16 protein-coding genes are annotated in these 18556 nt (G+C 64.3%); 3 read left to right on the top strand and 13 right to left on the bottom strand.

The annotated features are described in order from the left end of the window. Nucleotides 1-1020 carry a zinc-dependent alcohol dehydrogenase family protein gene (locus FVP60_RS10530; protein WP_147826234.1) on the top strand — a complete coding sequence of 340 codons (1020 nt, stop codon included), beginning with the start codon at nucleotides 1-3 and terminating at the stop codon, nucleotides 1018-1020. Between the two features lie 157 nt (nucleotides 1021-1177). On the opposite strand, the gene FVP60_RS10525 is transcribed toward FVP60_RS10530, so the two are convergent. The 5 genes from FVP60_RS10525 to FVP60_RS10505 all read right to left on the bottom strand — a co-directional run bounded on the left by FVP60_RS10525 (nucleotide 1178) and on the right by FVP60_RS10505 (nucleotide 5386). Then, a complete protein-coding gene (locus FVP60_RS10525) occupies nucleotides 1178-1804 on the bottom strand; it encodes a dihydrofolate reductase family protein (RefSeq protein ID WP_147826233.1) in 627 nt (208 codons plus the stop codon). Then, the gene (locus FVP60_RS10520; RefSeq protein ID WP_147826232.1) at nucleotides 1801-2208 is read right to left on the bottom strand and encodes a VOC family protein; all 408 of its coding nucleotides are present in this window, start codon (nucleotides 2206-2208) and stop codon (nucleotides 1801-1803) included. Before FVP60_RS10520 ends, FVP60_RS10525 begins: the two co-directional genes overlap by 4 nt. A gap of 179 nt (nucleotides 2209-2387) precedes the next feature. Further along, nucleotides 2388-3407 (bottom strand): hypothetical protein, encoded by a 1020-nt coding sequence (locus FVP60_RS10515; protein ID WP_147826231.1) that lies wholly within the window; start codon nucleotides 3405-3407, stop codon nucleotides 2388-2390. Continuing rightward, nucleotides 3382-3978, bottom strand: a complete 597-nt coding sequence (locus tag FVP60_RS10510; protein ID WP_147826230.1) for an RNA polymerase sigma factor — start codon at nucleotides 3976-3978, stop codon at nucleotides 3382-3384. The genes FVP60_RS10515 and FVP60_RS10510 overlap by 26 nt, the downstream gene beginning before the upstream one ends. Nucleotides 3979-4051: 73 nt before the next feature. Beyond that, nucleotides 4052-5386: a flavin monoamine oxidase family protein gene (locus tag FVP60_RS10505; RefSeq protein ID WP_147826229.1), complete on the bottom strand. Its 1335-nt coding sequence runs from the start codon at nucleotides 5384-5386 to the stop codon at nucleotides 4052-4054. Between the two features lie 143 nt (nucleotides 5387-5529). On the opposite strand from FVP60_RS10505, the gene FVP60_RS10500 reads away from it, so the two are divergent. Beyond that, nucleotides 5530-6540 (top strand): tocopherol cyclase family protein, encoded by a 1011-nt coding sequence (locus FVP60_RS10500; protein ID WP_246132566.1) that lies wholly within the window; start codon nucleotides 5530-5532, stop codon nucleotides 6538-6540. A 33-nt stretch (nucleotides 6541-6573) separates the two neighbouring features. Here FVP60_RS10500 and FVP60_RS10495 read toward each other — a convergent pair whose 3' ends face one another. From FVP60_RS10495 to FVP60_RS13075, 5 genes are all read right to left on the bottom strand, one after another. Further along, complete coding sequence (locus FVP60_RS10495) at nucleotides 6574-7785, bottom strand: PQQ-dependent sugar dehydrogenase (RefSeq protein WP_147826228.1); 1212 nt, start codon at nucleotides 7783-7785, stop codon at nucleotides 6574-6576. Between the two features lie 91 nt (nucleotides 7786-7876). Further along, nucleotides 7877-9130, bottom strand: coding sequence for a hypothetical protein (locus FVP60_RS10490; RefSeq protein WP_147826227.1), 1254 nt, complete (start codon nucleotides 9128-9130; stop codon nucleotides 7877-7879). A gap of 355 nt (nucleotides 9131-9485) precedes the next feature. After that, nucleotides 9486-10121, bottom strand: a complete 636-nt coding sequence (locus FVP60_RS10485) for a DUF1345 domain-containing protein (RefSeq protein WP_147826226.1) — start codon at nucleotides 10119-10121, stop codon at nucleotides 9486-9488. 180 nt (nucleotides 10122-10301) lie between these two features. Continuing rightward, nucleotides 10302-11849 (bottom strand): HNH endonuclease signature motif containing protein, encoded by a 1548-nt coding sequence (locus FVP60_RS10480; protein ID WP_147826225.1) that lies wholly within the window; start codon nucleotides 11847-11849, stop codon nucleotides 10302-10304. Nucleotides 11850-12544: 695 nt separating this feature from the next. After that, nucleotides 12545-14398 (bottom strand): DUF2207 domain-containing protein, encoded by a 1854-nt coding sequence (locus tag FVP60_RS13075; protein WP_187240642.1) that lies wholly within the window; start codon nucleotides 14396-14398, stop codon nucleotides 12545-12547. A 144-nt stretch (nucleotides 14399-14542) separates the two neighbouring features. Here FVP60_RS13075 and FVP60_RS10470 point away from each other — a divergent pair, with 144 nt between their 5' ends. Further along, entirely contained in the window at nucleotides 14543-14983 is a 441-nt protein-coding gene (locus FVP60_RS10470) for a MarR family winged helix-turn-helix transcriptional regulator (protein ID WP_147826224.1), read from the top strand. Nucleotides 14984-15000: 17 nt separating this feature from the next. Here the strand turns inward: FVP60_RS10470 and FVP60_RS10465 are convergent, their stop codons facing one another. The 3 genes from FVP60_RS10465 to FVP60_RS10455 all read right to left on the bottom strand — a co-directional run bounded on the left by FVP60_RS10465 (nucleotide 15001) and on the right by FVP60_RS10455 (nucleotide 18539). Beyond that, nucleotides 15001-16857, bottom strand: a complete 1857-nt coding sequence (locus FVP60_RS10465) for a glycoside hydrolase family 2 protein (RefSeq protein ID WP_147826223.1) — start codon at nucleotides 16855-16857, stop codon at nucleotides 15001-15003. Between the two features lie 210 nt (nucleotides 16858-17067). After that, nucleotides 17068-17802, bottom strand: coding sequence for an ABC transporter permease (locus tag FVP60_RS10460; protein ID WP_147826222.1), 735 nt, complete (start codon nucleotides 17800-17802; stop codon nucleotides 17068-17070). Next, nucleotides 17799-18539 (bottom strand): ABC transporter ATP-binding protein, encoded by a 741-nt coding sequence (locus tag FVP60_RS10455; RefSeq protein ID WP_147826221.1) that lies wholly within the window; start codon nucleotides 18537-18539, stop codon nucleotides 17799-17801. The genes FVP60_RS10460 and FVP60_RS10455 overlap by 4 nt, the downstream gene beginning before the upstream one ends. Nucleotides 18540-18556 lie beyond the last annotated feature (17 nt).

Here is an 18556-nt window from a genome sequence, read left to right as displayed (position 1 = left end):
ATGCGCGGAGTTGTCATGCACGCCCCCGGAGATGTGCGGGTTGAAGAGCGAGCAGACCCGGTGCTCGAGCACCCAACCGACGCCATCATTAGCATCACCGCGACGTGTATCTGTGGTTCCGATCTGTGGCCATATCGCGGGCACGACCGCGTGCACAACAAGGTCATGGGGCACGAATACATTGGCGTCGTGACCCAGGTGGGCGCCGAGGTGCGCACTCTTGCCGTCGGCGACCATGTGGTGGGCTCGTTTATGACGTCTGACAACACGTGTGAGATCTGTCAGGCGGGCTTTCAGTCGCGTTGCATCCACACGACGGGCATGGGTGCGATTGGCACGCAGGCCGAGTATGCCCGCATTCCGTTGGCTGATGGCACGCTGGTGAAGATGCCGGGCGAGCCGCCGGCGGATCTGATTCCGTCGTTGCTTGCGGCGAGTGACGTGCTCGGTACCGGGTGGTTCGCGGCCGTTGCCGCCGAGGCTGCCCCCGGCAAGACGGTCGCCGTGGTTGGCGACGGCGCCGTGGGCTTGCTCGGGATTCTGGCCGCGAAGCAGCTGGGGGCAGACCGCATCATTGCGATGAGTCGTCACGCTGACCGTCAGGCTCTTGCGCGCGAATTTGGCGCGACTGACATCGTCGAAGAACGCGGCGACGAGGGCGTTGCCCGTATCAAGGAAATGACCGGCGGTTACGGCGCACACAGCGTCATCGAGGCCGTCGGTACACAGGAGTCGATGGAACAGGCCATTCGCGCGTGCCGTGCTGGCGGACACGTCGGCTTCGTTGGAGTCTCGCATGGCGTATCGCTCAATGGCGGCGAACTCTTCGGAAAGACGGTTCACCTGCTGGGCGGTCCGGCACCGGTGCGCCGCTTTCTTCCCGAGCTGATCCAGCTGATCTGGGATCGCAAAATCAACCCCGGCGCCGTCTTCGACATGACCCTCCCGCTGGCAGACGCCGCCGAAGGTTACCGAGCGATGGACGAGCGCCGCGCCATCAAAGTGCTCCTGACGACCTGAGAAGCGCGGGGCCCGTAGCGCGCGGGGGCGGCGGGCCCATCGCGCGTGCGGCCGCCATGCATACACAGGGGCAATGCACTCCCAGAGTGCTGCTTCATTTTCCGCTTCATTCCACGTTGCGGTCACTCAATAATTCCGCTTCATTCCACGTTGCGGGTCAATCCATGGTTCCGCTTCGCACCTCCCCCTCCGCTGGCGCGTACCGGAGCGTGACGATACCTCGCGGCGATGTTGTGGCGGGCGCAATCAGGCGCAGGTTTCTCGGCGGTGTTCCGCGGTCGAATACCCGTTTGCCCTCGCCGAGCACAACGGGATACATCCAGAGCTTCAGCTCATCAAATGTGCCGTATTCGAGGAGCGTTCGTACGAGTTTGCCGCTGCCAATCACGTGAATATTGCGATGCCGGTCACGCAGCGCGTCGAAGCCCGCGGGCGTGGGTTCAAGCACCGTGGTCTCGGCCCACTCAGCCGCGGGTGCACCGCCGGAAACCAGATACTTGGGCACCCGGTTCAGCAACTCGCCAATCGGGTTGTTCGCGTGATGCGGCCAGTAACTCGCAAAGATGTCGTAGGTCTTTCTGCCTAGTAGCAGCGCATCGAGCCCCTGCATGCCTGCCCAGATTTCGTCGCCAATGACATCATCGTCAAGCGGAACCTGCCAGCCGCCATAGCGAAACCCACCTTCGCGATCTTCATCGACACCGCCGGGCGCCTGCATCACGCCATCGAGCGTCGTGAACAGGTCGATCAGGATGCGTCCACGCTCAGCGGACGCATCGCTCATGACGATTCACCCGCCGATGCCGACCGCTCCTCTTCGGAACGCCCAACGCACATCTGAGTGCCATCGGCGTCTTCAACGGTGAACCAGCCGGCACCGTCCGGCGTGCGCGCATCAGCCACAAGCGTCATGCCGCGCGCGAGGAGGTTCTGCAGCTCTTCGTCACGGGTGTTCCCGGAGGCCATCGCATCGAGGTGGATGCGCGGCACAAACCCTTCCCCGATCTCACCGTTGTCGGGCGGCTGGAAAGCGAAGAAGATCTCGGTGTTGGGGATGCGATAGAGGATGAAATCGTTGGCGGCCGAGACATCTCCGTACGCCTCCAACCCGAGAATTTCGGCCCATCGGGCGCCGCTGGCGGCGTGGTCACGACAGGTGATGTTGATGGCTTCGAGTTGTGCTGACATGATGCTCCTTTGCGTCACGGTGGACGATACTCCGGGGTTCGGACATTGCGTAAGGGATGGCCGAGCCACAGAGCACGACGTTCGCCCACACAGCGCAACGCCACAGCACGCAGCGAGAAGCCACGCAACCCGATTTGCGTGGCTTCTCGCGGTCGGCCGCAGTGGCCCGGCACCCCGCGCTATTGCGTCGGGGCCGGCGCCTCATCAACCACGGTCAGCGTGAACGTCATGGTCGTTTGATTGAGGTTTAACACCGCCGGATACTCCGGGCTATCGATCATCTGCACGATGAGCCCCTGCGCCGTATCAATGACGAACTGCTGACGTGACTCTCCTGCGCGATCCGCATCAACCACCCGTTCCAGCGTCGCCAGGTCCCCCTCCTGAGCAACGAGCGCGTACTCACCCGACTCGGCGAGCGCCAACAGCATCGCGGCACGAACATCCGCCGGCGGAAGGTTGAGCCACAGCGCGTTGACAATCGCGAAACCCGCATAGCCGTTGGGAGCCGCATCGCGGAACCACTGCAGCAGTTGCTGAGGATCGCGCGGCATCTCGTCATACTGATCCCGATACGTCTCGACGGGCTGCCCACTGGCTTCAACCCCACCAGGCAACGCCGCAACGGTCGTCGCCTGGTTCATCCACGTCTGCGATTCGCCCTGCACGGCCTCCAGCCACTCCTGCCCGCCTACGCCGTACACGCCGGTGACCTCGCCAGGCAGCGTCTCCAGCAGCCAATCGTCAGCACGGTCAGCCGGCACGTAGAGCACGCTGTCGCGTTGCAGGCCAAACGCCGCCGTCTCGGGGTTCGCAATGTTCTGGTTGAACATCACCTGGTCAAGCGTCGTCTCAATGCGCAGGTATTGGCCGTCGTCAAGCGGAACATCGACACCCGTCACCGAGGTGAGAGTAGCGTCGGCTGCCGCCTGCAACACTTCGCTTGCGGCGGCAGTGTTCTCCGTCGACGGCGGGGGCGCAAACACGCTGGTCGCAACAAACGCGACGGCCGCGAGGGCACCGACAGATGCGACGCCGCCAATTCCGACCCGCATCCGGCGACGGCGAGCGCCCGCGCGCGTCGTCTGCGCCGCCTCATTCATGGCGCGATTGAGCGCCCCGCGGGCGTGCGCCAGATCCTGCGGCTCAACCGTCGATTCTTCTTTTCGCGCGTCACGCACGAGATCCAACTGATTCATTGGTGTCCTCCTTTGCCATCCACGTGAGCCGGGCTTGTCCCTGCGAGCCGGCGGGTGCGAGCTTCGTGCGAACGCGATTCAACCGCGATCGCACCGTTCCGACGGGAACCCGCAGCGCATCGGCAATCTGCTCATAGGTCAGATCCCCCCACGCGTGCAACAGCAGTACGTCTCGCTCCTTCTGCGAGAGCGCGGCAATCTGAGGCGCCAATGCCCGTAGGGCCGCGGACGCATCGAGTCGGGAGTCGGAGCGCCGCTCGTGAGAGGCAACCTCCTCTGGTTCCGCCGTCGCTATCGCACGCCATTCACGCACCTCGGTGCGGCGATATCGATGCATGACCTTCGTCGCAATTCCCAGCAGCCACGGCCGCGCAGACTCCCGGCTCAGGTCATAAGACTCGCGCCGTTTGAACGCAATGAGAAAGGTCTCACTGAGAATGTCGTCGACCGCGTCAATGCCGACGCGACGCCGGGCGTAGCCGCCAATCGCGGCGGCGTGACGCTCGAAGATGGCCCCAAATACCGTCGGGTCATCCACCGATGCGCCAATGATTTCACTGTCGTTGCTCACACTAGGTATTGCCGCGGTGTCTGAGGGCGGTTCCAAATTGCATCAACACGCTGCCGTGCGCGCGGCGCGATAATCACGCCGCCGACTGCCAGGCGCCGGCTACCGGAACATCGTGCCCCAGCACGGCGCATGCGGCGCGGTGCCCGGAGAGCATGGCGGCTGGCACGGTCGCGGGGTCATCCGTCCAGGTCGCCTCGCCCGCAATGTGCACCACCCCATCGATGGGCTGCGCCAGCGCATCATGGTCGGCCGCGGTGGATGCGACGGTCATGAAGGCGTAGGAACCATGACTAAACGGATCGTCTTGCCAGCGGGTGACGCGCACCGCGCTGGGCGGCTCGGCGGCGGCGCCGTATAACCGAATCAGCTGCGCCATCACCGATGATGCCACCTCATCATCACCCCAGGTGCGGATCGCGAGCGCGGCAGGCCCCGCGGCAAATGTCAACAACGTCGGCTCGCCATGCAACGGCGTGAGGTCGTACCAGGAATGCCACCACTCACCCTCTGGCCCCTGCTGACGAACCGCATAAACCTCGTCATCCCAAAACTTGTTCTCAAACCGCAAGAAGACCTTCTCAAACGCGTTCATCCGAAGTCGAGACAGCGCGCCAGCCTGCGGCTCTGGCAGCGAGGGTCGAAACACAAACTCCGGCGACTGCAGCACCCCGACCGGAACCGTCACCACCGTTTGCGACGCGGTGAAGGTTCCGCCGTTTGCCACCACGACAACGCCATCGCTCGTGTACGCCACCTCGGTCACAACGTGATTGAGGCGAATATCAAGTCCCGCGGCCAGCCGTGCGGGCAACACGTCGTACCCGTCAGGAAACACCACCTCGTCACCATCGATCGTGTCGTCATCGAGGCCGTGGGCGGCGAGGTCGTGCACGGCAGCGCCATACTGCTCCTCCGCGCGATGTGCCATGTACTCGCGCACCCGCTCGGCGCGCGTCTGGTCCCACCCCTGCTGTGCGATCGTCGCGTCCGTCACGTCACGGTAGGAGGATCCCGGCGCCGATGCGGCGATCACCTCAACAAGCGCGGCATCCACCGCGCGAATGTCGGCGACATACTGGTGCGCGGCCTGCGGGCCGAGGCGTTGCGCATCGGGGCCGTAGTGCGCGATGGGGCGACTATCTGGCTGATACCCGCCCACCGTGAACTCGACCATCGGCATGCCAAACGCCTCGGCCGCCGCAGCCACCGGGCTGTCGGTGATGCCGTGAATCCATGAGGCTCCCATATCGGTGACAAACCCATCGGCGCGCTCGGTGTAAACCCGCCCTCCCACCCGTTCTCGAGCCTCAAGCACCACAACGCGCTTTCCTGCCCGCTCCAACAGCCGCGCCGCGGTGAGCCCCGAAACGCCGGCACCCACCACAATCACATCGAACGCCTCAGACATGACAACTCCTGATCTCGGCAACGGCAAGCACACGGGTGCGATGAGCATATCGGCCACCCCTGTCATCGCGGCCGCGTCACCACTATCGACTCAACCGGGGTTGCCTCTATCGGCTCGCCCCACGCCACCAGTACCGTGGGGGCATGCGGTCGCCAATGCAGTACGTGCGCGGGGTGCGACACCCCGAGGGTTACCACGGTCGCGGCCGCACCCGCGAATATTTCGAGGGCTGGTACATCAAACTGGTCTCCCCCGATCTCACTCAGCGGTGGGCGCTGATTCCCGGCATCTTCCGCGGCGACGCGAGTGCTGGTTCCGTCGACGAAGCCTTCATTCAGGTGCTCGACGGCGTGAGCGGACGGTCGTGGTACTTCGCATTCCCGCCCGACGAGTTCGAAGCCGACGAAGGCCGCATGGCGGTCACGATCGGCGGCAACCGGTTTGATCAGAGCGGGGTCATGCTTGACCTGCCGATGATCAGCGGATCGCTCTGGTATTCGAGTGCCATCGACCCGTACCCAGTGACCATGCGTCGGCCCGGAATCATGGGCTGGTACGGCTATATACCGATCATGGAATGTTTTCACGGCATCGTCTCGTTTGGCCATGGTCTCGCCGGAACCCTCGTGATCGAAGACCGGCTGGTGGAGTTCACGGGAGGCCGTGGTTACATCGAAAAAGACTGGGGAACGGCGTTTCCGCAGAGCTACGTGTGGCTCGCGAGCAACCATCTGAGCGATCGCGACGGCGCGAACATTGCGGGCTCTCTCGTCGCCTCGTGCGCGATTATTCCGGGGCTTGGCCGCACGTTTCGCGGTTCCATCGTTGCGATCAAGTATCCCGACCGCCTCAGCACCTGGGCAACGTGGAACGGCTCGCGGGACGATGAGCTGACCATTGATGATTCGCATGTGCGGTGGCGTATGCACGGCCCCGACGGCACCCTGAATCTCCGCGCCGAACGCACCCGCGGCGGCCTGCTGCACGCACCGCTGCGTTCAGCCATGCACCGACGCGTCGAAGAAACTCTGGATGCGACGATCGAGTTTGAGCATATTGGCCGCGACGGAACCACGATTGCCGCCGGAACCGCGGGGTGCGCGGGTATGGAAGTGTTCGGCGACACCGCACGGCTGATGGCGCTTCGCCAATAGCCCGGGGGAGGTTATGGCGGGGCGGACGCGGGCTCAACCCGATGTGAGTTCAACCCGCAGCACGCGATCGTCACCGGCGGTTGGGTCGCCGCGGCCGTCGGTGTTGTTGGTGAGGATCCAGAGCGAACCATCGGGAGCGAGTTCCGCATCCCGAAGCCGACCGTACACACCATCGAAGTGCGCGACGGCCGTGCCAGGGTGAGAAGCGGCAACCTCGTAGAGCACGCGCCCTCGCAGATTCGCGATGAAAATGGTTCCGCCCACCACCGCCAAGCCGCTCGGGCTGGCGTCGTCGGTTGCCCACACCTGCACCGGGTCGATGACGCCTGTGGCGCCACTCATGCCCTCGTATTCGGGCCAGCCGTAGTTGCCCCCGGGCGTGATGATGTTCAGTTCGTCCCACGTGTCTTGGCCGAACTCGCTGGCAAACATCGTGCCATCAACTGCCCAACCGAGCCCTTGAACGTTGCGGTGACCGAGGCTATACACGGGGCTGCCAGCAAACGGATTGTCGGCAGGAATCGCGCCGGTGGTGGTGACGCGCAGAATCTTGCCTCCCAGCGAAGTCAGCTGCTGTGCGGTTGCCGTGGCGGAACCATCGCCGGTGGCAATGTAGAGGTGGCCATCGGGGCCGATCGCGAGGCGTCCGCCGTTGTGGTTGCGGGCCGACGGAATGCCGTCAATGATCGTCGTCACCTCGCCGAGAGACAGGGATCCGGCGGCGCCGGTGAGCTGATACCTCTCGACGCGATTGCCGTTCTCCCCCGTGGAATAGACGAAGAGCGCGCTTTCGTCGGGATGCGCGGCGAGCCCCAACAGCCCACCCTCGCCGCCGTGCACAACGCCCGCCACGATGCCAACGACCCTGGTGGTTCCGTCTGCCGACACCTCAGAGATGGTGGCGGTGTCACGCTCAGATATCAGTGCGGTCTCGCCGACAAACGCAATATCCCACGGCGCGTCAAGATCGGTCACCAGTGCGGTCGGCTCCCTCGTAGGGCGCATGGCGGCGGGCGGCGCCTGCGTTGTGGGGAGCGCGGTCGGCTGGGTTGCGGGCGACGACGGAACCTGTGATGACGGTGGCGCGGACGGCACCGGAGCGGGTGCGCTGGTGCACCCCGCCAGCAGACCCAGCACGCCGACGGTAAGCAAAATCGTGCGCCGTCTTGACGCGTGAGTACGCGCCGGGGTTCCGAGAGCACGGGACTCGACGTCCAACGCGCGCGGCTCGATGGTTCCGGTCATCTCGCCATTGTGCTCTGCCGCACGGCGCTACGGAAGAGCCGGAGCCGTGGCGGTTACGAACGCCGCGGTACTCCAAACTGAAGCGAGCTAGTCAGTAGCGCCGTCTTCTGACGTGGCGACAGGCGCGCCCTGGCGCGGGCGGCGAGGGGCAGCGATGAAGGCAGAGAGAGCCGTCGGCGTTGGATGCCGGAGCAGTCACCGAGTATCCCTGCACCGACATGGGTACGGTCGGATACGAGTTGGTGTACACGGCCGTGCCGCAGGTCCAGCTGGCGCCGAGGCCGCCTGGCATTGCCCCCTTGTTGCCCGCGTTGTACGCGCCACAGACGGGGCCGTACAGTTTCTGCGCCTCGGGATTGTTATTGGCGGTCCAGGTGATTTCAGTCGAGGTGGCCAACCGAATCTTGGTTGAGAGGTTCGGGTTGGCGAGCCCGCCGATGTTGTAGAAGTGGTCGAAGAAGTTGATCGCCTCGGTGCCCGTGGGCGCGGGGATGCGGCTTGTACCCCGAGTTGGGGACCCGAGCTGCGATGAGTCCGTCATGCCGATCGGGAAGAGGATGATGTAGCCCTCTTCGCCCGTAGCGGTTCCGCCTGACCGCGCCGGCGCCACCTTCGCGGCGCCCTTGATCCAGTTACCCATCGGGGCGGCAGAGACGAAGACGTTAGGAGCGACGCTGGAGGGCGTGGTCGTCTGCTGGGACGACGTTGAAGTCATGGTGACCTTGGCGCCGATCTGCGTGGCGTCGACGCCGTTGCTGAGCGCAACCGTCGGTCGGATTGTGCCCTGCGTGCCCTCGGGAACGTCGCCCAGCTTGCAGTACAACGTCGCGCCGACGATGCGCGTACCGGCGGGATCGGCGTTGTTCGGGTTGGGAAGGCAGCCGGTAAACCAGCCATTCGCCGCCATGTCTGGGTCTTGGTTCCACCGAACGTTGGAATTCGGGTTGGGGTTTGCCGAATTCGGGTCTGCGAGCGCCCCGCCGGTGCCGTTGGTCAGCTCGACCGTGAGCATGACGTTCTTGCCCTCAGCCTCGTTGACGTTGTAGTTAATGACGTAGCCGTACTGGTCGTACGTGCGCACGACGCGGTTCTGGAGCGAGTGGTCAAGACCCGGAGTGTGCGCACCCGTGTCGAGCGCGGTATAGGTCGACGGCGACGCGTCAACAAAGGCGGCATCGGCGGCCACCGGTGACGTACCGTCGAAGTTGAGTGCGATGACCACCTCGTTTTGGTTCGCCGCGGTCGCAGCGGGCCCGCCAACGAGTGGCGAAAGCACCATCAGCGCAGCGAGCCCACCGGCTAATGCCAGTCGGCCACCGCGGCGTTCGGGATCAAAAAAACGCACAGCAATTACCCCATCCAAACGCAGGTGATCTTGAAAGCTGACGTCACACCTGCACCCCCGGAACCGACAGCGGCCGGTCCGAACGCCATCACCCTGGATACGGGGCTTTAGCGCTTCGCGGAATCCTGGCAACTAGAAGTTTCTAAATGCAACACGAATGTGTGCCGTGAACAACGCGAGTAGCCTGCTCAAATTTGACGACGTTCAAGTAATTACGCTACAACTGCTTCGACGGAGTGCAACGAGGGTCGCGAGAAGCCCGGAAAACCGCGAATTTCAGGCCATTGTTCCGCCTATTTAGTTAGCCTGGCGGCGTAATCCAATCGTTGTGAAGTATTTGTCGCGGGGGCTCTAGTTAGAGAGCAATCCGTGCAAAATCTGGAACACCACGGCGAGCACAAGCGCGTTGAAAAAGAACGCCATCACGCTGTGCACGAACCACTCGTCGCGCGCGCGTGCTGATCACTTCGACGTCGGACGTGGCGAACGAGGTTCCGAGTGTGAAGGCGAAATAGAGGTAGTCCATCGTCGTCGGCGGGGCCTCTCCGGGGAAGATCAGGTCGTTGCCGTCGCCCGAAGCGGCAACTGCTTGGTACATCTCTGAGAAGCCGACCTGCAGCAGCATCCAGGAGATGACAATGGCGGCACTAGCGGCGATGACCAGGAGCAGCGCGTTGACATCGTCGCCGCCGAACGCCCGAGCGAGGAGCGCCGTCACGGCCGCGTTGGCGCCTGCGAGGGCGGCAAGAATTGGCGACACCCACATCCAGCCGACGATCGTGCGCGCCGTGTCGCGATCTGGTTCGTGCACGCGCTTGCTGCGCCACACCACGATGAATCCCACAAAGAGGTAGATCGACGAGACAACTTCCCACAGCAGCAGCGCCCACACCTCGTCGCTGACGACATACGTCAAGCACGTGACGAGGATCAGCAAGCTGGCGAGCGCACCGATCCAATCAACCCAAGAACGGCGAACCACTGCCTTCATGCGCCCCACCCTTTTGCTCCATCGACAAGCGCTCGTCAGCGGCTCTGGTTGCTGCCCCGACGTGTGGCTCAGGGTAGCAGGGCGTTGGCCGCACGCGCGGGCACGGCGCCCCTCTCCCGTCGCTTCGCCGTGAGGCACGGCGCTCACTTCCGGTCGGGCACGGCGGCCCGTTGCGCTCACCTACCCGTCAGGCGTGGCATTGGACCCATGCTCGTGCGGCGCTCTCGTCGCCCGCCCGCCGGCGGGCTTCACTCGGTGTGCGCGACGCGTGAGACGCAACGACGAGCGGGTGTTGCTCCGCCAGCGCCCCGTCGGGTCGATCCACCCCGGCGCGCGCACCTCCGGCACGCCATCACGCATGCGGATACTCCAGCCCGATATCTCCAGATATCGATGATGAAACCAGCACAGCAGCACCCCGTTGTCGGTGTGCGTTGGGCCGCCTCGCGCATGCTCCTCGACGTGATGAATCTCGCACCACGCCGCCGGAATTTCACAACCCGGGATGACGCACCCGCCGTCGCGCAGCGTGATTGCTCGCCGCTGATGGATCGTGAAGATGCGTTGCGGGCTTGAAATATGCGTAACGCGACCTTCGTTCAGCGTGACGCGCTGCGTGGTTCCGGCGCATGCGGCGTGATGTGCGGCAGCAAGCGGAACCGTTGCTCCCGTTGCGGGCAGATGCGCGGTTCCGCTACCCGCCGCGAGCGCTGCTTCGTCGACCATGATGAGTAGCGTGGGCGCCGCTCCGCCGAGAAGTGGGGCGTCTTCGCTGCCCGCAGCGAGCGTGAAGGCCATGACGAGCGCGTCGTGCCGCTTTTGGGTGGCGGTGCGGGTGTCAGCGACGCCGTCGTCGGCGCACCTACAGGCAGATTTGTCTTCACACGAGCAATGGCCGGGCTGATGCGCGGGGTCGGAGAACGAGACGCGGGTGTGGCGGGGCGTGCCGACCGCATCGAAGAATCGCTGCATCTGCTCGGCTCCCTCGGCCATGATCAGCCCGTGGAGTTCAACGAGCCCATCACGCACCCGACCGAGGGTGACGCCGCGCTTACGCATCGCCGCCTGCTCAATGGGTTCGGCACCGTCGGGGTCGATCGCGCTGGCCCACGCCGTCGCATGAATGCGCAAGACATCAGCCGTTGCCGGCATGATGGCGTCGGGCCGGGTTTGCCCCGTTGCGGGGTCGAAGTCATCTCCGCGGGCGGCGGCGGCAAGCGCGTGATCGGCGATCGCAACCAGCTCAGAATCGAGCGTGCGACCCCGGGGTTGCAGGGCCGCCGTGACGACGATCGCGCCATCGAGCCCGACGGCTGTGTCGTGCAGGGCGGCGCGCAACGCCGGAAGCGCCGGGGGGAGCGCGGAACCAGAGCTCAGCGACCGCCCGGGAGCGACCGCCTGCGCGACGCGAGTGAGTTTGCGAGCGGTGCCCGACGAAACCAGCGTCGTCTGTTGAATCGCCTCGGCGACGGAACCGCAGCCGAGTCGGGTGGTGAGGCGCTCGGCAACATCGGCTGTCGCAGAGCGCTGCTGCACTTCACCGGTCGCTGTAATCATGAGCGATTCGGCAGCGCGAAGCGCCTCGCCCGAGGCAGTAAGCAGGGAGACAACCTCAGCATCAGCGCATCGCTCCATGGTTCCGGAGGCGTGAAAAGAACGCGTGGCAGACGCGAGCATCGCAATGGCATCGCGGAGCTGCGATGCCGGTGACTGCGGTGTCGTTGTCATGGCTCTAGCCTCTCACCAACCTCCGACATTGGATCGTGGTAAAAGGCCGATCAAGAGGTAGTTGTATGAGAGTTTGCCGGGATCTCTGAGATGGCCCACTCCCGCCATGCGTGGCCGCCCCGTCTCATTCCACTGCGAGCGTCCGTGGGATCTCGTGACGAAGGGCTGCTGCTGTGGGAGCGGGGGTTGCCGCAACGATGAGGACGAAGCCGCCAGCAGCGATGAGCGCGAGGCAGAGCGCACCGCCGCAGGCGAACGCCGCAGTGGTCGGGCCTGACACAACACCGCACCCAGCAAACAAATCACAAAAACATAACGACAGACTCTTCCCTTCGTTATCTCGCCGTTATATAGTCAGTGCACGGTAGTTGTTTTGCTGTGGCAGCTACCGACATGTGATTGCAGGACACTCTTGGTGCAAGGGATAGAGCCGGTCGGAAGCCTCTCCGACCGGCTCTACACATTCCCCGCCACATTCAGCGTATTGCCCCGTCACCGGCATCATGGTTCCGCACCGCGCCACATGGTTCCGGAACCATCGCGCGGCGCACGCCGGCTCGTCACGCGCGACCGTTATGCACGCACCGGTGTGACTGATGAGGCTGATGTGACCAATGAGGCGGATTTCTCCTGCAGACCGTTCTCAATCGTGCACAACGGCTGTGCAATGGATCAACATGGTCACCCCGCGACCCCTAAACCCCGCCGCCACCTCCGCCGCCGCCGCCACCGCCGACGGAACCGCCGCCGCTCGAGCCGCTGCTCGAAGACGACGCCGATGACGCCGCGGTGAACGAGCTCACAACCGACCCGAGCGATGCCGCGGTGAACGGCGTGGTTCCGGCGTACCAGAGCGGAACCGCGTTGCCGATTTCGTAGTAAACCTGCATGTTCTTGGTCCACTGCTTTTCAATGCCGAATGCCACGGCGAACGGCAACAGCGGCTCGTACAACCGCAGCATCGAGGCCGGATCGCCAACATTGACGCCCACGCGCTCGGCCCCCTCGGGCGATTGCAGCATGCGAATGCGGTCGGCCTCGGCCCACGTCATGAACTCCTTGAGCCCCAACAGGTGGTCACGAAGATTCGCTCCAAACGACGTAAACGGACGCTTGAATAGCATGCTGATGCCCACCAGCGAGAGCGCGAACGCACCGCCACCAATCAGTCCCGCAGTCGGGTTGAAGGTGGTAGCGGAAATCACGATGCCAACCACAAACGCAGCCACCCCAAGCAGCACAAGCACGATCGGCAATTGCACTCGCCACCTGGCGGGCGGCGTGTACCGCACCCCGCCCGCCAACTGCTCGGCAGCCGTGGCCGACACCATCGCGGGCAGCTCGGTCGCCAGCTTCTCGTTCTCCTTCAACGCCACCTCAGCACCGGGCGCCGCGCCCGCACCGAACAAAATGTCGATGAGCTTTTGCCCATTCGCATCGCCAACGAGGGTTGGGTCAGCGAGCACCAGCGAAAACTCCTTACGCTTGGCGTCATCTTCGCGAATGTAGATGGTTCCGCGCACCGCCTGCTCAAGAATTTCGGCCGTCGTCGCGGAGGCACGGCGCCCGAGCATGACGGCGGCGTTCATGGCGTCTACCCCGGCTGGCGGCTCATACTGCGCAACCACGACGGGATGCCCCGGCGCATCACGCATCTTCGTGCGGCGCACCACAATCGCTCCGATAAAGCCAGCGATTCCCAGTCCGACCAGCCCCAGTTGTACGGGCGTCGCGCCCTGCGTCAGATACGAACCGTCAAACGGCACAAAGGTTCCGGGCTCAAAACCCACCGCGATCGTCACACCCTGATGCGGCAGCAGCGACCCGGGCGCCACAGAAATCGTGCGCCCGTCGGCCGACGCCGAAATCTCACACCGATCGGTCGAGTTCCACCCGCCCACGTAGCACGACATGTCACCGCTAAGCGCCTCGGCCAACGTTTCGTCGAGGTGAAGCGTCATCGATACCTCACCGAACGGCTGCGCCCACTCGGCACCCACAACGTCCCAATAAAACTCGTCGACGTTCGCGTCTGCGTAGAAGCCCGCAACGTTGTCAAGCGTGTAGGTGAAAACGTAGGTCTGCTTGCCGATAACCGGGTCATCGGCGCGTGAAGTCATCAGGTAGTTGCCGTCGTCAGTCTCGGCGTCGGACGCGCGGGGCTTGCCGTTTTCGTCGGTGATCGACACCAAATGCGGGTGCAACGGCGCACCATTGAACGTAGTCGGCAGCACCCGCTGCATGCCGCGATGCGTGTCCACATTCGTGAAATTCGCGACATACGTCTCAACGACCGTGAGGTGCCCGGCGCCGTCCTCCCCCGCCGTCAGCTCGTACTCCACCTCAACGCTGTCGAACGTGAAGTCATTGACATCGCCGGCGGACGGAACCACGTGCGCCGCCGGAACCACGGCTGCGGTCGCGGGGCTCGGAACCACGGCCGCAGGAGCGGGGCTGGTCACCGCCACCGCGGGAAACGGAGCAAACCCCGCGACAACGGCTCCCGCCGCAATCCCCATCAACAGCAAAAACTTTCTCAATCCCCTCATGGCACTATCCTATGAACGCGGCACCCACGCACCCTCAGGCGTCGTACGGCTCGCGGAGTCGCGCGCCCGCTGACATCACGCACGCTCCGGCACCCCACATCCGCAGGCGTCGCCAAAATCTATTCACGCGTATACAATGGGGTCATGAGCAACCGACGACTGGCGATGGATGCGTGGGAGAGCCTGTTTCGCGCGCAGCACGAGATCTTCGCGGAGATCTCCTCCGACTTCGAAGGCCGCGACATCATGCAGGGCGAATACGACGTGCTCCTCACCGTCACGCGCGCACCCAACATGACCGCGCGCCTGCGCGATGTGACCGCTCAAATGCTCATTAGTCAGCCCAGCGTCTCGCGCCTCGTTGACCGCATGGTCACCCGCGGACTCCTCACCAAGTGCGCCGACCCCGAAGATGGCCGCGGCGCCGTGCTCACCGCGACAGACGCCGGCGCCCACGCGTTCCGTCTGCTGGCAACCGCTCACGGTCGCTCGATTGCCCACCGCATGTCGGTGCTCAGCACAGACGAACAGCGCGCCTTGCTCGACATCACCAGCAAGCTGCGTTCCACCAAGCCTGAGGCCTAAAGCCACTCACCGCGACCTCACTCAGCCGCGGTTCCGGCGCCCTTCGCCGTGGTTCCGGCATCCCTCTCGGTGGTTCCGGCGCGCTTGCCAGCAAACACCGCCCGCAACTGATCGTTGATGGCGAGCACGGCTCGCTCATCAAACTTCACAACCTCGCGGTCGTAGGTGACCATGCCGTTCACTTCGTCTTCAACGTCGCTGAGCTGGGTATAGATCGTGGCCGCCAGCCCCTCGGCAATCGCGGGGGCAATCTCGTCGCGGTGAAGTCGCTGGAAGCCCGCCAGCAACGCCCCGGCCGACTCAAACTTCTTGTAACCGCTGGGGTTCGTGCCCCACAGGTGTCGCCCAACCGCGTAGCCGAAACCGCCGTACTCGGTCAGCGCGACGACGCGCTCATCGCGCTTCCAGGCGCGACGCACGCGCACCGGCCGAAAATAAATGTGCTTGCTGAGCACATCGCCGCCGCCCTGGTCGTGCCAGCCGCTCGCGTGGTCGACGAGACGCGATGGGTCGATCGTCTTCACAACCTCCGCGATGCGCGCGGCGTCAAACTGCCCCCAGCCTTCGTTGAACGGCACCCACGTCGAGATACTGGTGATCGAGCGCAGGTGCTCAACCATGTCGATCAGTTCGGCCTCGCTCATCGCGCGGCCAGCCTCATCGCGGCGCCCGAACAACCCATACGCGCGGTCGCTGATCGTGGGCGAAGCGATCGATGGCATGGTGACAATCGGCCTGCGGTACTGCTCGCCGCCGTTGACGTGGTCTTGCCACACCAGCATGCCCAGGCGATCACAGTGGTAATACCATCGCAGCGGCTCAATCTTGATGTGCTTGCGCAGCATCGTGAATCCCATGCGCTTGGCGAGCTCGATGTCACTGACCATCGCCTCATCGGTGGGCGCCGTCAGCCCGCCATCTGGCCAATACCCCTGATCGAGCAGCCCAACCGGAAGGTACGGGCAGCCGTTAAGCGTGAAACACGCGTGGCCGAGTGGGCTGGTTCCGACCCCAAACGACCGCATGCCGACGTAGCTCTCGACCCGGTCATTCCCCAGGCGCACGGTGACGTCGTAGAGAAAAGGGTCCTCCGGAGTCCAGGTGAGCACCCGCTCGGTGAGGCGCACGCGCGTCGGCACGTTGGCCACGACGCTGCCGGAACCATGAAGCTCGCCGTGCGCAAAAATCTCGACCGTCGCCTCCTGCCCGGCCGTCGCGCCATGACTCACCACGGTCACCTCAACTTCGCCGGCCTCCAGCAACGGAGTCAGCACCAGTCGGTCAATAGCCACATCAGGAACGTGTTCCAGCCATACGGTCTGCCAGATTCCTGACTGCGGCGTGTACCAAATGCCACCGGGCGTCGACGACTGCTTGCCGCGGGTGAGCCAGGATGCGTCGGTCACATCCCGCACCGCGACGACAACCTCGTGCGTGTCATGCGCCCCCAGCGCGTCGGTGACGTCGAGGGTAAATGGCAAGAACCCACCGGTATTGCCGCCCACCTCCACACCATTCACGGCCACCCGGCATGATTGGTCCACCGCGCCGAAGTGCATCAGCACGCGGCCACCCGTGCCCGTCGGTGCGGAAAACTCGCGGCGGTACCAGAGCAATTCGTCGACACCCAAGCGCCGATTCACGCCGCTGAGCGGCATCTCAGGAGAGAACGGAACCACGATCTCGCGATCGAAGACTGGCGGGTGTTCTGGGTCGCCGACGTCAAGCGGATCGGACGAGTCGTACCCCGTGAAGGCACACTCCCACGTGCCGTTGAGCAGCGCCCACCCGTCACGCACCAACTGCGGGCGAGGATATTCCGGTAACGGAATATCCTCTATGGCGGCCGCGCTCCACGGGGTCAGCATGCTCATGCGATGGGCTCCGTGGGAGGCGAGACAACGAAATGAGCCACCGAGCGCGCGCCAAGAGAAAGACGTTTCGAGGTGGCACCTAATGCGGGGGCCATCGGAATCCTTGCTGAACTACCGGAGAAACACCGGTTGCCTCTAACAGTAGACAGCATGCAAGTTCTTTACAACGTCACGTAGGCGCCGTTTCGTGCACGACTCCCCGGCAAAGCGTTAGGGCGTGCGGCGGCGCAGCGTCAGCGAGGCCAGCACGATGGAACCAATCACAAACGCGCACACCACGCCGAGCGGAACCAGCAGGTCGCCGATTTCGTCGCCGCGCGTCACGGCGTTGGCCGCATCAATCGCGTAGCTGAGCGGCAGCCAGTCGGAGATCGCCTGCAAGGCTTCGGTCATCTGATCCCGCGGCATGATGACGCCTCCCAGCAGAATCTGCGGAAACACCAGCACCGGCATGAACTGCACCACTTGAAACTCGGTGCGCGCGAATGCGCTCGCAAGCAGCCCCAAAGCGGTTCCGAGCAGCGCGTCAACAATCGCAACCAGCGCGAGTTGCCATAGCGGCCCATCAACCTCCAGCCCGCACACCGCCACCGCAAACGTGACGGTGATGAGAGACTGCACGATCGCAGCAGCCGCAAAGGCCAGCGCGTAGCCGCCGATGAAATCGCCCCGCCCCAGCGGCATCGTCATGAGCCGCTCCAAGGTTCCATCTCGCCGCTCGCGCAGCGTCGCAATCGAGGTGATGAGAAACATCACGATGAAGGGAAAGAGCGCGAGAATGGCGGGGCCGACGGTCTGAAAGACCTGATCTTGTTCGACGAAGAGCCACGCGAAGAGCCCAACGAGAAGACTCGGCGCGATGATCAGCAGCGCCAACGAGCGGTGGTCATGCAGCAGTTGCATGAGCACCCGGCGGGCGGTGGCGAGTGTGCGGCCCAGGTTCATGATGCTCGCCGCCGAGTCTCACCCGCATGCCGCTTGATCAGCGCCAAGAAGGCGGCGTCGGCATCGGTCGTTCCGGTTGATTCGAGGAGTTCGCTCGGTGCCATCTGCCCGACGAGGCGCCCATCGCGCAGCAGAATCACCTCGTCACAGCGCATGGCTTCGTCCATGACGTGGCTTGAAACGATGAGTGTCTTGCCCTCATCGGCGAGGGCTCTCAGCACGGTCCAGATCGATTCGCGCAGCAGCGGGTCAAGCCCAACGGTTGGCTCGTCAAGCACCAGCAGCTCGGGGTCTGCCAGCATGGCAACGGCCAGCGAAACACGACCACGTTGACCGCCGCTGAGGGTGGCAACACGCTGTCTTGACTGATCGCACAGCCCAACAGCCGCGAGCGCGCGATCGGTGTCGGCGCGCGTGCCGCCGAGCACCCGGCCGAAGTAGTCGAGGTTCTGCCGCACCGTCAGGTCGTCATAGACCGCCGCCGATTGCGTGGCGTACGAGACCCGCTTTCGCAGCCCCGTGGTTCCGCCCGGCTGCCCCAACACCGTCACCTGCCCCGACGCAATCCGTTGCGCCCCAACAATGCAGCGCATCAGCGTGGTCTTGCCGCAGCCAGACGGCCCGAGCAGGCCAACCAGCTTTCCCGGCGCGATGTCGAGGTCAAAACCGCGAAACACAGACGTATTGCCGCGCTTGACGTGAAGGTCGCGCACGGTGACGGCCGGATTCGTGGTCATGGCTCGAATATGCTCCG

It is taken from the genome of Microbacterium mitrae (assembly GCF_008017445.1).
Lineage (GTDB): Bacteria > Actinomycetota > Actinomycetes > Actinomycetales > Microbacteriaceae > Microbacterium > Microbacterium mitrae.
Note: the sequence above shows the minus strand (reverse complement) of the source record. Positions and strands in the feature narration are given on the sequence as shown.

Excerpts from the sequence above, each read along its gene's own strand:
- FVP60_RS10530 (WP_147826234.1), top strand. The coding sequence starts at position 1 with ATGCGCGGAGTTGTCATGCACGCCCCCGGAGATGTGCGGGTTGAAGAG.
- FVP60_RS10525 (WP_147826233.1), bottom strand. The coding sequence starts at position 1,804 with ATGAGCGATGCGTCCGCTGAGCGTGGACGCATCCTGATCGACCTGTTC.
- FVP60_RS10520 (WP_147826232.1), bottom strand. The coding sequence starts at position 2,208 with ATGTCAGCACAACTCGAAGCCATCAACATCACCTGTCGTGACCACGCC.
- FVP60_RS10515 (WP_147826231.1), bottom strand. The coding sequence starts at position 3,407 with ATGAATCAGTTGGATCTCGTGCGTGACGCGCGAAAAGAAGAATCGACG.
- FVP60_RS10505 (WP_147826229.1), bottom strand. The coding sequence starts at position 5,386 with ATGTCTGAGGCGTTCGATGTGATTGTGGTGGGTGCCGGCGTTTCGGGG.
- FVP60_RS10500 (WP_246132566.1), top strand. The coding sequence starts at position 5,530 with ATGCGGTCGCCAATGCAGTACGTGCGCGGGGTGCGACACCCCGAGGGT.
- FVP60_RS10495 (WP_147826228.1), bottom strand. The coding sequence starts at position 7,785 with ATGACCGGAACCATCGAGCCGCGCGCGTTGGACGTCGAGTCCCGTGCT.
- FVP60_RS10485 (WP_147826226.1), bottom strand. The coding sequence starts at position 10,121 with ATGAAGGCAGTGGTTCGCCGTTCTTGGGTTGATTGGATCGGTGCGCTC.
- FVP60_RS10480 (WP_147826225.1), bottom strand. The coding sequence starts at position 11,849 with ATGACAACGACACCGCAGTCACCGGCATCGCAGCTCCGCGATGCCATT.
- FVP60_RS13075 (WP_187240642.1), bottom strand. The coding sequence starts at position 14,398 with ATGAGGGGATTGAGAAAGTTTTTGCTGTTGATGGGGATTGCGGCGGGA.
- FVP60_RS10470 (WP_147826224.1), top strand. The coding sequence starts at position 14,543 with ATGAGCAACCGACGACTGGCGATGGATGCGTGGGAGAGCCTGTTTCGC.
- FVP60_RS10465 (WP_147826223.1), bottom strand. The coding sequence starts at position 16,857 with ATGAGCATGCTGACCCCGTGGAGCGCGGCCGCCATAGAGGATATTCCG.
- FVP60_RS10460 (WP_147826222.1), bottom strand. The coding sequence starts at position 17,802 with ATGAACCTGGGCCGCACACTCGCCACCGCCCGCCGGGTGCTCATGCAA.
- FVP60_RS10455 (WP_147826221.1), bottom strand. The coding sequence starts at position 18,539 with ATGACCACGAATCCGGCCGTCACCGTGCGCGACCTTCACGTCAAGCGC.